Here is a 12,194-nt window from a genome sequence, read left to right as displayed (position 1 = left end):
CTCTCAGTTGATGTTGAGCACGATGTCCGCCGGCGCGGGCTTGCGTCCGTGGACCGGGCGGGGCTTGGGGGTCGGCGCAGGCGGGTTGGGTACGACCTTCGGGGACAGGTCGATGACCGGGGGCGCGTCGGTGACGCTGTGCCGGGTCTCGTACGCGTCCTGAGCCGCGAGCACGTCCTCCACGCTCTCTGGTACGTACGCGGTGCCGATCTGCGCGAGCCAGACGAGGTGATCGAGCGTGTACCGCTGGTTCTGCATGGCGGTGAACTGCCCGCGGGGAGTGTCGTCGTTGACGCCCTGGACGTCGCCGAAGCCACTGTCCTTGGCCCGCTGGTACAGGCTGTCGGGTCCGGTGAGCTGACCGAGACGGAGCGTGTCCCACTGGCCGCTACGGATGTCGCGGAGCGTCGGCAGAAGGGCCCTGAGAGCCGTGTACGCCTCCGCAGCCTTCCCGCCCTCCGTCAACGCCTCGTCGGCAGTACGAACGCTCCCGAGCGCCCCTGTGTGCTTCCTGGCCTCCTTCAGGAGGGCCGCGAGCTGCGCGCCGAGAGCCGCGAGGATCTCCGGGGCGTTCGCCTCCCGCAGACCATCCAGCGTCTGTGTGTGGATGCTGCCTGCGTACAGCGAGCCGACCGCGGAACGGAGGGCGTGGGCGCCGACGGAAGCCGTGTACGCGTCGGTTGCTCGCTTCTCCACGTCCGCCGGCATGACGCCGGTACGGAGGTACTCCTCCAACGCCTCGTTCACAATCTTCTGTGCTGCGATCTCCGGTGCGTCGGCCGTGGGAACGGCGTGATGAAGTTCGCCGATGCGCTTCTTACGCTCGTGGTGCTCCACGAGTTCGGGAATGGCGGCGTAGGCCGCTTCCAGTGCAGGGTTGGGCATGCTGGCCTCTATCTCTAGAAATGACTCAGCCCCCGCCGATAGGCAGGGGCTTGGGGTCTGTGCGGGCCGCTCAGGCGGCGTTCCAGTGGTCTGTCTCCTCCCAGTGCGCGGCGCGCTCGACGCGCCTCTTGCGCTTGAACTGGAGGATGGTTGCGGAGTTCTCGGTGTAGTAGTCGCGGGCTTCAGCCGCACGGCACGAACGACAGCGACGACGCAGGCCTTGCGGCGCAAGGGCATCGCGCCCGTAGAACTCATCGGTGCGCGGCAGCGTCTGCCCGCAGCCGGTGCACGGCGGGGGCGACGGAACGTCGGTGAAGCGCATGGGGTCTCCTGTGGTCTGACGTCCTAACGTCCTGACGAATTTCGGGCAAATGAGAGAAGCGCCGCCCAAAGGCAGCGCATCGAAGTGAGGCTTTAGGCCCCGGCGGTGCCGTCGACGAGCGAGCGGAGGAGGGTCACGCTCGTATCGACGGCTCACGCCGGGGCCGCACGCTTCAACGTCAGGGAGGCCGCACCCGACGGAGCGTGGCTTACGCGGAGGGGTCCGGCCTACAGCCTGGAGCCGCCTCCGCTGTTCATGGAGTCGCCACTGTGTGTGACGACTGAGTGGGGGTCGCACGCGCGCATGCGCGGCCGTCCCTCTACCTAATTATTTGGGGCGTGTTGCACCCCCTCACCTGGGTAATGGGGCGGGACCTGGTCTTTTGTTAGACAGGCCCAGGAATCCTTTACCATCTCTTTATCAGATGTCTCACACTGTGAGATCCGAGCCGGTTCCTAGCCCTACTCTGCCCTCCCCGCGCCCCGTCGAGGTCGGGCAGTGCACGGCCCTCGTGCAACCCAAAGCCGCTGGAGGCCGCTGAAGGCTCTGGCGCGAGGTTGGAGCTGAATTCCCCCACGGTCGGCACGAGAGGCCGCGAGAGGGGCGTACGAGGCTTCTCTCGCCCTCTCCTCGTCGCTCCGCCTCCGCCGCCCTCGTCGGCCGTCGCCGGGAAGGGGCTCCGACGCCCGCCGGGACAGTTTGGCCAATCTGGTCAAACTAACTGCCATTTTCCTTTTCCCTTAACGCGCGTTAGTAGAAAGGGAAAATTGGAGTTAGTTTGTCCATTCTGGAGTTTGTGCAGGTCAGAGACTTGCGAGTTTGGCCAGCTTTGACCCGCGCGAGAGGAGGCCGGGTCGACGAGCGCAGGGCGGTAAGGGGCTATAGGTCCTGCACCCCTTACTGGATGCGGCGCGGAACGTCGACGAGGAGGGCGGCCCCGGACGCGAGGAAGGACCCGACCGGCGAACCAGTGGGCCCTTTCCGTCACGGAGGGTAGCGTCAGGCTGCGACACCGAAGAGGATCATCGCGTCAGGCTCGGTGACGTCCTCCGCGCCATTCCAGGGCGAAGGGTGGAGCGCCTTCGTGATCTTGGCGCAGCCGCCGCAGAACGGCACCCACACGCCGTCGATGTAGACGGGCTCGGTCGGCTCGTCGGCGAAGCACTGGGCGCAGCCCGACGTCTGCCCGAAGCAGTCCCGGCAGAAGACGACGCCCTCATCGTCCCGCACGGTCTGGATCGTCTGCACCTGGTCGCACCCCTCGCACGAGTCGTGCTCTCGGAGGCCCTGCGGGAAGATCACGGGCACGCCGTGCAGCTCCGCCAGTGCTTCCATGATCACCGCCGTACCCACCTTCGACGCGGGGTCGGCCAGCGACGGGCCTTCGACGACGAGTGCGGCGTAGCGGCTGACGTCGGTGTCGTCGGTGGCGACGGCGACGGAGACGCCGAACTGGTCACAGACATCGAAGGCAAGGCCGGTGAGGTCGGCGTGGTCCGCAGAGCCGGTGACGAGGAAGGTGTTCGCGTACATTGGGTGACTCCTTCAGGGGAATTCACAGGCCCGCTCTCCGCCAAGATGCGCGGGCCTGTGGCGTGCTCCCGGCCTGTTCCCGGGTGGTTGACCACCCCTGAAGAGTGGCACACGGTTGCGGGGTGGTCAACCACCCTGGCAAGGTGTCCCCATGGCCAACATGCATAAGCACCCTGTCCGCGGTCTGCGGGGCATCGACGACACCCTGTGGACTGCGTTCGACCACGCCACCAAGGCGGCCGGCAGCGACCGCTCAGCGACGCTCAAGGCGTACATGGAGTGGTACGTCAGGCGGGGCGGAGCTGTCCCTCCAGAGCGTCCTCCGGCGTAGTGAGTAAGCAGTAGGAAGCCCCCGCCGGTTGACCGGTGGGGGCTTCCTTGTGTGCTGAACCTGCTACACGGCTTGCTCTGCGGCGTCCTCTGTGGCATCGCTCTCGGGGTCATCGCGTACCCAATCGATGTCCAGCCGGTCGGCCCGAGACTTCGGATGGAGCGCTACCCGCAGCCCCATCGACCGGAGGAGTCTCGTCTTACCCGCCTCATCTGACGCCGCCCACGCGTCGCTCATGGTTCGTCCGGTGGGCGTTTCTACCTCCCGCACCTCCGGGTCATGCGCGGCCAGGAGAGCGGCATAGGCGGCTTCGAGCTTGGCTGACATCTCCTCGTACGTCGACAGCATTAGGGGCCCGGCCGTGGCCATCTGCGCGCCGATGCGCACCGCCTGCTCTTTCGCCTCCACCATCTCTGCGGAGAGGTCGTTACCGCCCTCAAGGTGTATGTCGACCTCCGCGAAGCGCCCGTAGACCTTGAGAAACTCCTCTTCGACCCGGCCGTTCAAGGTCTCCTGATAGATGGTGACGTGACCGGCCTTGCATCGGTAGAGGGGGACGCCCTTGTCGCTGGTCCCGCCGTTCAGCCGTCCTCCGCAGCGATAGCAAGAGGACATCTCGGCGCATCGGGGCGTCGCCTGACGTGGCGCACGGTCGGCCCCCGTCGCTAGGTCCAACATCCGCTGACGCACGGCGAGCAGTTCGGCGGCACTAACGATCGGCTCCGCGAACTGGACGGGTGTGACGCCGTCGTCGGCTAGGACAAGGGCGCCCTTGTGGTTGCGCTGACCTCGCAGCGTGGGGGCCTTCAACAGGCGTCGCCATTGCGGCTCGCTCAGACCAACGGTGCGCGCGGTACCGGCGACGGTGCCGTCCGCAATCAGCTCTCTGACGCCAGCCTGCACCTTCTGTGCCTGTTCCGGGTCTGCCTCCAGGTACGCGGCTCCGTCACGACGAACGATGCGGTAGCCGAAGGGGGCTCGGCCCGCTCCCCATCGTCCCTGAGCGCGACGGGTGGCGTGGCCGTCTACGATCCGGTCCTTGATGAGGTCCCGCTCCCACTCGGCCAGTGCTGCGAGCACGACAGCGACCATGCGTCCCGTCGGGGTGCTCGTATTGATCGAATTGTCCGTGGTCGCGACGCGTACGGCGTGAGCCTCACCCCAAGCCGTCAGGCGAAGGAACTCGCTGACGCTACGCGCGTACCTGTCCAATCTCCAACCGATCATCATCCGCCTGACGACTCCCGCGCGGTCCAGCCGTCGGGACTGTTCCACGTCACGCATGAGGCGCCGCATGTCTTTACGCAGTTCCAGGGGGCGGGCGCCCGACACTCCTGCGTCGATGTACTCGCGCACCTCGACTTGGTCCTTCGTCACCCCGAGTTCTGCCAGCCAGCGCTGGAACTCGGATCCGTCCATCCATGCCAGATAGGCGGACCGCTGGGTGTCGATGCTTGCCGACCCGTCGTTGTCCCGGCTCAGGCGCAGGTAGGCGTAAAGGATGACCCTGATCTGTGCTGTCAATGTCATGTGCTCGAAGCTACCCGTGATCGGGGGAGTGGGACGAGGTCATGGACGTGGTCAAGCGCGCCGTGGCCGCCGTCGAGGCCCGCGCCGGGCGCGTCTCCCTGGTGCTGAAGGCCGACATCCGGCCCGGTGTCACCGACGGCCTGACCGCGAAGGTCGAGACGGTGGAGCGCCACCTCGCCCGCTGACGGACCGTCCGGCGTCCACCGCCCCGCGTTCACCCGATGAGCCCCCCGCCGCCACACGGCCGGGGGCTTTTCCGGTCCCGGACCAAAAAACCCCTCACTCGGACCTGCCAAGTCGACACGCCGTTACCTGTCCCCTTCTGTGGGGATATCAACCCGTTCGACAGTGGGAGGCACGGTGCGGTCGGAGGGCTACGACTACGACACCTACAGCCGGCTCGCGGGTCCGCTCACCGAGCCGGACCCCGAGGGATACCGAGTCCGGTACCGATCCCTGCTCTCGAGCGAGAAACACCGAATAAGGGCCGTCCTGCTGATGACGCTCGCCCCGGTGCTCACCGCGACCCTGATGCTCTACCTGGTCTGGCCCACGCACTGGACCGAGCGGGAGAACGGGGAGCGGTGGCTCGTCGTCGCCGACACCGCGATGCTGGTCTCGATCGGCCTGATCGGGCTCTTCATGCTGGTCAACGTGGTCTCCATCGCGCACGCGACGATGGTCGCCCGCGACCCCGTACCCGTGACGCCCGAGCCGGGAACCCGGGTCGCCTTCCTCACCACGTACGTCCCCGGCAAGGAACCGCTCTCCATGGTCCGCGCCACCTTGAAGGGCGCGGTGCGCCTCACGCACGACGGGCCGCTGGACATCTGGCTCCTCGACGAGGGCGACGACCCGGCCGCGCGGATGCTCTGCGCGGAGCTGGGCGTGCACCACTTCACCCGGCGCGGGGTGCCCGAGTGGAACCGCAAGAAGGGCGTCCACAAGGCGAAGACCAAGCACGGCAACTACAACGCCTGGATCGCCCTGCACGGCGACGCCTACGACTTCTTCGCCTCCGTCGACACCGACCACGTGCCGATGCCCAACTTCCTGGAGCGGATGCTCGGCTACTTCCGGGACCCGGACGTCGCCTTCGTCGTCGGACCGCAGGTGTACGGGAACTACGACTCGGCCGTCACCAAGGCCGCCGAGTCGCAGCAGTTCCTCTTCCACGCGCTGATCCAGCGCGCGGGCAACCGCTACGGCGCCCCGATGTTCGTCGGCACCAACAACGTCGTCCGCGTCGCCGCCGTACGCCAGGTCGGCGGGCTCTACGACTCGATCACCGAGGACATGGCGACCGGCTTCGAGATCCACCGCCGCCGCAACCCGCTCACCGGCCGCTTCTGGCGCTCGGTCTACACCCCCGACGTGCTGGCCGTCGGCGAGGGGCCCGCCTCCTGGACCGACTTCTTCACCCAGCAGCTGCGCTGGTCGCGGGGCACGTACGAGACGCTGTTCAAGCAGTACGCCAAGATGCTCTTCCGGGTCCCGCCGGGCCGGCTCCTCAGCTACACGCTGATGCTCGTCTACTACCCGATGACGGCCGTCAACTGGCTGCTCGGCGTGGGCAGCTGCGTGCTCTTCCTCTGGTTCGGCGCCTCCGGCACCCAGGTCGCCGCCTCGATCTGGCTGATGCTCTACAGCGACGCGGCGGCCCTCCAGATCGGGCTCTACCTCTGGAACCGGCGGCACAACGTCTCGCCGCACGAGCCCGAGGGCTCCGGCGGCCTCGCCGGGATGGCCATGTCCGCGCTCTCCGCGCCGATCTACCTCAGGTCGCTCGGCTCGGCGGTGCTGCGCACGGAGGGCCGGTTCGTCGTCACGCCCAAGGGCGGCCAGGTCTCCCCGGACCGGCTGCTCACCTTCCGTGTCCACCTCTTCTGGGCCGCGGTCCTGTTCTCCTCGCTCGTCGCCTCGGTCCACCTGGACCACACGCACGTCGCGATGCGGACGTGGGCGACGCTCGGGCTCGCGATCGCCCTGTCGCCGGTCGCGGTGTGGGCCTGGACCGAGTGGCGCGACCGGCGTACGCGGGCGGGCAACGCTGCTCCAGCGCCCGCGCCTGCCCCCGCACCCACCCCCGTACAGCAGGCACTGCCCGAGCCGACGTACCGGACCACGACGACCACCACCAGCAGTGCGAGTGCCGGTACCACCGCCACCACCACCGCAGGAGGGAACTGACCCATGGCCTACCGGCCTTCGAAGAAGATGCGGAAGACGCTCCTGGGCGGCGGCGCCGTGGTCGTGCTCGCGGGGCTCAACGCGCCGGCGGCGCTCTCCTTCGCGGAGGACCAGTACCACGCGTACAAGATCGCCCAGCCGAAGTACCAGGCGGAGTACGGCTCCTGGAAGCGCGTCGACATCCCGGAGGACTACCGCACCAACGCCATCCACGCGGCGCTCCTGCACACCGGGAAGGTGCTGATCGTCGCGGGCTCCGGCAACGACGAGAAGAACTTCGACGCGGGCACCTTCGACACCGTGCTGTGGGACCCGGCCGAGAACGTCTTCCAGAAGATCCCGACCCCCGAGGACTTCTTCTGCGGCGGCCACGCCCAGCTCCCGGACGGACGGCTGCTGATCGCCGGCGGCACCGCCCGCTACGAGGTGCTGGACGACAAGGTGAAGCGGGCCGGCGGCGGGATGCGGGTCAAGAACGAGAACCCGGACAAGGCGCTGAAGCTGAAGAAGGGCACGGTCTTCCGCTCGCCGTCCGGTGTCGAGTACGTCGCCAGGTTCGACGTCACCGTGCCGAAGGCGAAGCGCGAGTTCGAGGTCACGTACTTCGAGAGCGGCCAGATGAAGCCGTGGAAGACCAAGGTGACGGCGGCCGAGCAGCGGGTCTTCGTGGAGGCGGTGAACGACGGCGTCGAGGCCGTGGCTCCGGAAGCCGCCCAGTACGAGATCGTCGGGCTGAAGGGCAAGGAGGCCGACAACTCGTACGGGATCGCCGAGAAGATCACCATGGACAAGCAGGACTTCCAGGGGATCAGGGCGGCGTACGAGTTCGACCCGACGGCGGAGAAGTACATCAAGGTCGACCCGATGAAGGAGGCCCGCTGGTATCCGACGCTCGTCGGCCTGGAGGACGGCCGGGTGCTGTCCGTCTCCGGTCTCGACGACGTCGGCGCGATCCTGCCGGGCGACAACGAGATCTACGACCCGAAGACCAAGAAGTGGGCCAAGGGCCCCTTCCACTACTTCCCGACCTACCCGGCGCTCTTCCTCACCAAGGGCGGCAAGCTCTTCTACCCGGGCGCCAACGCCGGTTACGGCCCGGCGGACAAGGGCCGCGACCCCGGGATCTGGGACATCGGGAAGAACACCTTCACCAAGGTGCCCGGCCTGACCGACACCGACGAGCTGGAGACGGCGGCCTCGCTGCTGCTGCCGCCCGTCCAGGACCAGAAGGTGATGGTGCTCGGCGGCGGCGGGGTCGGCGAGTCCAAGAAGTCCACGGCCCGCACGGCCGTCATCGATCTCAAGGAGGCCAGTCCGGCCTTCAAGCCGGGCCCCGACCTGCCGCAGGGCACGCGCTACCTGAACAGCGTGATCATGCCGGACGACACCGTCTTCACCAGCGGCGGCTCGAAGGACTACCGGGGCCGGGGCGACAGCAACATCCTCAAGGCGCAGTCGTACGACCCGAAGACCAACACCTTCAAGGAGGCGGCCGAGCCCACGGTCGGCCGCAACTACCACTCCGAGGCGCTGCTGCTGCCCGACGGCCGGGTCGCCACCTTCGGCTCCGACTCGCTCTACGGCGACAAGGACAACACCAAGCTCGGCAAGTTCGAGCAGCGCATGGAGGTCTACACCCCGCCCGCCCTGCACCGCGCCAAGGACGACCGCCCGGTGATCGGCGACGGCCCGGAGGCGGTCGAGCGCGGGAAGACGGTGACCTTCAAGACCGCCGACGCGGACCGGATCGCGACGGCCCGCCTGATGCGGCCGAGCGCGGTCACCCACACCACGGACGTGGAGCAGCGCTCCATCGAACTGGGCCTGCAGAAGGGGAAGGGCGAGGTCAGCGTGAGCGTGCCGGACGACCCCACTCTGGTGCCGCCCGGCTGGTACATGCTCTTCGTCACGGACACCGACGGGGTCCCGTCGGAGGCGAAGTGGGTCAAGGCGTCCTGACCGACGGGGGGTGTGGTCCGCGCTACGGCGGCCGGCCGACGGCGTTGTCACAACCCCCTGTCACCATGGTCGGCATGAGTGAGACAACGGAGCCCGAAGCACACGTGGTTGGCGCCGACCCGGCCACCCCGCACGACTGGCGCGTGCTTCTGGAGGAGTACGGACAGTGGTACCTGAGGGAGCATGACGGCGCGGACGACCTGCTGGACGAGGACCAGGCCGAGGCGCTGGACCGGGGCGAGCGGGTCGACCTCTGGCTGGGTGCGGAACCGGCCCGGGAGGAGGCCCTGGCGGCGGCCGAGGAGCGGATCGGGCTGCGGCTGCCGCCGAGCCTGAGGAGCTTTCTCCTGACGACCGACGGATGGGAGTACCTGGACGCCTGGGTGGACGGTGTCCATCCGTGCGACCGTATCGGGTGGATGCGGGACGGCGACGACGGACAGAGCGTGATCGAGGTGTACGCCTCGATAGCCGGCAACGAGGACGAGGTGAGCCTGTTCCGCCGGTCCGTCGAGGTCGCCAAGGGGGAGGACTACTGGCTGCTCGATCCGACCGACGTCGGACCGGACGGTGAGTGGGCCGCCTACACGTTCACGCCGAAGTACGGCGACACGACGAAGTTCTCCGACTTCGCGGCGCTCTTCCGCTCCACGTGTGACGACATGGACGAGGACGGGGACGAGGACTGAACCGGGGCGGTGGCGCGCGGCGGCGGACCCGGACGCAGGACGCCCTAGGCGGCCGGGGCGACCCGCTGCCCGGTCCTTCTGCCGGGGGTCAGGGGCTGGCGGGGTCGACCCCGTAACGCAGCGGCTCGTTCTCCACGTGCGGGTCGCGCCGGTAGACGAAGAGCGCGTCCGCCCGTGCGCCGCCGGCCGGTCCGTCCAGCTCGCAGGGGTAGGTGATCTGTACGACGGAGGGCCGGCCGGCGACCCGTATCCGGGTGCCGTCCGCGGGGCCGCCGACGAGGACGGCACTCTCGTGCTCGGGTTCGGTGGCCGCGGATGTCCCTTGCGCCCGCCGCTGGTCCTGGGGTGTGGTGGTGTGTGCCCTGGCTTCGTATCCCATGGCAACACTTTAAAGGTTGCGCAATCTTTGAACTATGGGTGTTCCGGACGTCAGGACTTCGCGCGATGGGCCAGTCCCAGCGCGTACTCCGGCCACCAGGTGCCCGCCTCCGGTCCGCCTCGGCAGGTGCCGTCCGATTCGCCGGGGCGCTTGATCCACAGGTAGGCGTCGAGGCGGTCGGCGCGGGTGTCGGTGGTGGGCGGGGTGCCGAGCGCGCGGCCCGGTGGGTTGCACCAGGCCTCGGCGCGGTCCCCGGTGAGCGGGCCGCCGCCGTTGCGGCTGGTGTCGATCACGTAGTGCGCGCCGCCGACGGCGTCGGAGAGGAGCTCTCCGTACTCCTTCACGCTCGCGTTGGACTGGAAGTTGGACACGTTCAGCGAGAAGCCGTCGGCCCGGTCGATCCCGGCCCGGCGCAGCGTTCCGGCGATCTTGTCCGGTTCCACGATCCAGTCCGGGTTGCCCGCGTCCAGGTAGACCTTGGTCCGGGCGTTGGCCTTGAGCGTGTCCACGGACTCGGAGAGCAGCTGGTAGCGCTCGGCGTGGTGCTCGGGCGGGGTGCAGCCGTCCGCGATGTGCGGGAGGGCGTCGGGCTCCAGGATCACGGTGGCCGGGGCGTCCCCGATGGCCTCGGTGAACTCACCGAGCCAGGACCGGTAGGCGTCCGCGTCCTTGGCGCCGCCCGCGGAGTAGAGCCCGCAGTCGCGGTGCGGGATGTTGTACGCGACGAGCAGGACCGTCTTCTTCGTCTCGGCCGCCGCCCTCGTGGCAGCCACGATCTCCGGCCCCGGCCCGTCCCAGGCGGGCCAGAGCGCCACCGGCCGGTCGGCGATCCGCCGCAGCGCCTTCGCGTCGTCCTCCCGGCCCGCCCGGTCCCAGGCGCGCACCTGACGGGCGGCGTCGCTGTCCGGGTCGACCCAGTACGGCGAGGCCGCGCTCGGCGCCGGTTCGCCGCGTACGGGGTCGGCGCCGGCGGCCGTCGGGCCCGCGCCGCCCGGTGCGGAGCAGCCCGCCGTGAGGGCGGCCGCGAGAGCGGCGGCGGCAAGGGCGCAGGGAACGCGTACGTCTCTGGAAACGGTTCTGCGGCCGGACATCCAGCCCCCTCGGACGGCGGTGGCTCACGGATACGGGACGGAGTGGTGCCCGGACGGCGCAGCGGAAGGCTGAGCACGGGCAGACGTCGGCAATCGTGACATACCGGTCACCGGGAGTGGCGCCGCGACACCGTCCGTCACCGGACCCCGCCGAGGCTGCGGCCCGCATGACCCCTGAGGGCCTGCGCCGAGGCTGCGGCCCGCGTGACCCTGAGGGCCTGCGCCGAGGCGGCGGCCCGCGTGGCCCTGAGGGCCTCCGCTCAGGCGCCGGCCGCCAGCGTGATCCCCAGCGGCGTCCGCTCGTACAGCACCTGGTGGCCGTACCGCCGTGACGTCAGCAGCCCCGCCTCCCGCAGCACCGACAGATGCGCCGACACGGAGGACGGCGCGAGGCCGAGCCGGTGGGCCAAGGCGCTCGTCCCGGCCGGTTCGTCCAGCGCGCACAGCACGTCCGCCCGGACCCGGCCCAGCAGCCGGGCCAGGGCCTGCGGTGTCCGCTCGCCCGCCGCGCTCCACAGCCCGCCGATCCCGCGCGCCGGGTAGATCAGCCCCGGCTGCCACGGCTCCAGGTGGCCGCCCACCACCTCGGGCCAGACGAAGACGCTCGGCATCAGCACCAGGCCCTGGCCGCCCAGCACCTGTTCGTGGTCGCCGCGCGTGCCCTTCACGGTGAGCGTCGAACCGTTCCAGCTCAGCTGCGTGCTCACCTCGCCCAGCAGCCCCGCGAGCCCGCTGTCCGCGAGCTTGCGCGAGTGGTACGCGATGTCCGCCTCCAGCAGCGCCCGCAGCCGCGGCCAGTACGGCTCGATCAGCGCCTGCCAGGCCCGCTCCAGCAGGTCGGCGATCTCCCGCACGGCCCGCGCCGGATCGGCCAGCAGCCGGCGGCCCGTCACCGACTCCCGGGCACCGGGCCGCTCCAGGAGCGCCAGCTCCATGTCCGCCCGCGCCACCTCCGGATCGACCGCCCGCACACCCGCGATCTCCTCCGCGAACGTGGCGAGCGGCCCGATCGGCGGCGGGCAGATGAAGTCCGGGTTGTGGCCGCCGTCCGGCATCAGCAGCCACAGCGGTTCGAGGTCGAGAGCCGCCGCCGCGTCCCGGATCCGCCGGAGCCACGGCAGGTGGTAGCCGTGGCGGTGGTGCCGGGCCAGCGTCCGCACCGCCTCCTGGGTCTCCACCAGCGGCGAGAGCGCGAACCGGCAGCGCAGCAGGTCGCTCCCGTCGAAGTGCAGCTGGAACGGCATGCCACTCCTCACCCGGGCATCGAAGATTCGTCCCCAGCCGA

Annotated in this window: 11 protein-coding genes and 1 pseudogene; 5 read left to right on the top strand and 7 right to left on the bottom strand. The window is 69.4% G+C overall.

Annotation, left to right across the window (positions count from 1 at the left end):
* Positions 1-3: 3 nt before the first annotated feature.
* From ACIRR8_RS05950 to ACIRR8_RS05940, 3 genes are all read right to left on the bottom strand, one after another.
* Positions 4-885 carry a hypothetical protein gene (locus ACIRR8_RS05950; protein ID WP_404059500.1) on the bottom strand — a complete coding sequence of 294 codons (882 nt, stop codon included), beginning with the start codon at positions 883-885 and terminating at the stop codon, positions 4-6.
* A gap of 70 nt (positions 886-955) precedes the next feature.
* Complete coding sequence (locus ACIRR8_RS05945) at positions 956-1,207, bottom strand: hypothetical protein (protein WP_404059498.1); 252 nt, start codon at positions 1,205-1,207, stop codon at positions 956-958.
* Between the two features lie 999 nt (positions 1,208-2,206).
* Positions 2,207-2,740: a hypothetical protein gene (locus ACIRR8_RS05940; RefSeq protein ID WP_404059496.1), complete on the bottom strand. Its 534-nt coding sequence runs from the start codon at positions 2,738-2,740 to the stop codon at positions 2,207-2,209.
* 151 nt (positions 2,741-2,891) lie between these two features.
* Here ACIRR8_RS05940 and ACIRR8_RS05935 point away from each other — a divergent pair, with 151 nt between their 5' ends.
* Positions 2,892-3,071 (top strand): hypothetical protein, encoded by a 180-nt coding sequence (locus ACIRR8_RS05935; protein ID WP_404059494.1) that lies wholly within the window; start codon positions 2,892-2,894, stop codon positions 3,069-3,071.
* Positions 3,072-3,134: 63 nt separating this feature from the next.
* Here ACIRR8_RS05935 and ACIRR8_RS05930 read toward each other — a convergent pair whose 3' ends face one another.
* Positions 3,135-4,601: a recombinase family protein gene (locus tag ACIRR8_RS05930; RefSeq protein ID WP_404059491.1), complete on the bottom strand. Its 1,467-nt coding sequence runs from the start codon at positions 4,599-4,601 to the stop codon at positions 3,135-3,137.
* A 23-nt stretch (positions 4,602-4,624) separates the two neighbouring features.
* On the opposite strand from ACIRR8_RS05930, the pseudogene ACIRR8_RS05925 reads away from it, so the two are divergent.
* The 4 genes and pseudogenes from ACIRR8_RS05925 to ACIRR8_RS05910 all read left to right on the top strand — a co-directional run.
* A pseudogene (locus ACIRR8_RS05925) lies at positions 4,625-4,786 on the top strand (thiamine-binding protein); the annotation flags it as partial.
* 175 nt (positions 4,787-4,961) lie between these two features.
* Positions 4,962-6,791 (top strand): glycosyltransferase family 2 protein, encoded by a 1,830-nt coding sequence (locus tag ACIRR8_RS05920; RefSeq protein ID WP_404059488.1) that lies wholly within the window; start codon positions 4,962-4,964, stop codon positions 6,789-6,791.
* Positions 6,792-6,794: 3 nt separating this feature from the next.
* Positions 6,795-8,750 carry a galactose oxidase-like domain-containing protein gene (locus tag ACIRR8_RS05915; protein ID WP_404059486.1) on the top strand — a complete coding sequence of 652 codons (1,956 nt, stop codon included), beginning with the start codon at positions 6,795-6,797 and terminating at the stop codon, positions 8,748-8,750.
* Between the two features lie 65 nt (positions 8,751-8,815).
* Positions 8,816-9,439 carry an SMI1/KNR4 family protein gene (locus tag ACIRR8_RS05910; protein ID WP_404059483.1) on the top strand — a complete coding sequence of 208 codons (624 nt, stop codon included), beginning with the start codon at positions 8,816-8,818 and terminating at the stop codon, positions 9,437-9,439.
* 88 nt (positions 9,440-9,527) lie between these two features.
* Here ACIRR8_RS05910 and ACIRR8_RS05905 read toward each other — a convergent pair whose 3' ends face one another.
* The 3 genes from ACIRR8_RS05905 to ACIRR8_RS05895 form a co-directional block, all read right to left on the bottom strand.
* On the bottom strand, positions 9,528-9,818 hold the full coding sequence (locus tag ACIRR8_RS05905) for a hypothetical protein (protein WP_404059480.1): 291 nt from the start codon (positions 9,816-9,818) through the stop codon (positions 9,528-9,530).
* A gap of 50 nt (positions 9,819-9,868) precedes the next feature.
* Complete coding sequence (locus ACIRR8_RS05900; RefSeq protein ID WP_404059477.1) at positions 9,869-10,909, bottom strand: glycoside hydrolase family 6 protein; 1,041 nt, start codon at positions 10,907-10,909, stop codon at positions 9,869-9,871.
* Between the two features lie 260 nt (positions 10,910-11,169).
* Positions 11,170-12,153 carry a DUF5937 family protein gene (locus ACIRR8_RS05895; RefSeq protein ID WP_404059474.1) on the bottom strand — a complete coding sequence of 328 codons (984 nt, stop codon included), beginning with the start codon at positions 12,151-12,153 and terminating at the stop codon, positions 11,170-11,172.
* Positions 12,154-12,194 lie beyond the last annotated feature (41 nt).

This window comes from Streptomyces sp. NPDC101178 (genome assembly GCF_044767965.1).
Classification (GTDB): domain Bacteria; phylum Actinomycetota; class Actinomycetes; order Streptomycetales; family Streptomycetaceae; genus Streptomyces.
The sequence above is the reverse complement of the archived record's forward strand: the minus strand, read 5'-3'. Positions and strand labels throughout refer to the sequence as shown.

What these genes read in the sequence shown, in the direction of transcription:
- ACIRR8_RS05930 (WP_404059491.1), bottom strand. Translation starts at nt 4,601, where the DNA reads ATGACATTGACAGCACAGATCAGGGTCATCCTTTACGCCTACCTGCGC.
- ACIRR8_RS05915 (WP_404059486.1), top strand. Translation starts at nt 6,795, where the DNA reads ATGGCCTACCGGCCTTCGAAGAAGATGCGGAAGACGCTCCTGGGCGGC.
- ACIRR8_RS05950 (WP_404059500.1), bottom strand. Translation starts at nt 885, where the DNA reads ATGCCCAACCCTGCACTGGAAGCGGCCTACGCCGCCATTCCCGAACTC.
- ACIRR8_RS05905 (WP_404059480.1), bottom strand. Translation starts at nt 9,818, where the DNA reads ATGGGATACGAAGCCAGGGCACACACCACCACACCCCAGGACCAGCGG.
- ACIRR8_RS05940 (WP_404059496.1), bottom strand. Translation starts at nt 2,740, where the DNA reads ATGTACGCGAACACCTTCCTCGTCACCGGCTCTGCGGACCACGCCGAC.
- ACIRR8_RS05895 (WP_404059474.1), bottom strand. Translation starts at nt 12,153, where the DNA reads ATGCCGTTCCAGCTGCACTTCGACGGGAGCGACCTGCTGCGCTGCCGG.
- ACIRR8_RS05935 (WP_404059494.1), top strand. Translation starts at nt 2,892, where the DNA reads ATGGCCAACATGCATAAGCACCCTGTCCGCGGTCTGCGGGGCATCGAC.
- ACIRR8_RS05945 (WP_404059498.1), bottom strand. Translation starts at nt 1,207, where the DNA reads ATGCGCTTCACCGACGTTCCGTCGCCCCCGCCGTGCACCGGCTGCGGG.
- ACIRR8_RS05910 (WP_404059483.1), top strand. Translation starts at nt 8,816, where the DNA reads ATGGTCGGCATGAGTGAGACAACGGAGCCCGAAGCACACGTGGTTGGC.
- ACIRR8_RS05900 (WP_404059477.1), bottom strand. Translation starts at nt 10,909, where the DNA reads ATGTCCGGCCGCAGAACCGTTTCCAGAGACGTACGCGTTCCCTGCGCC.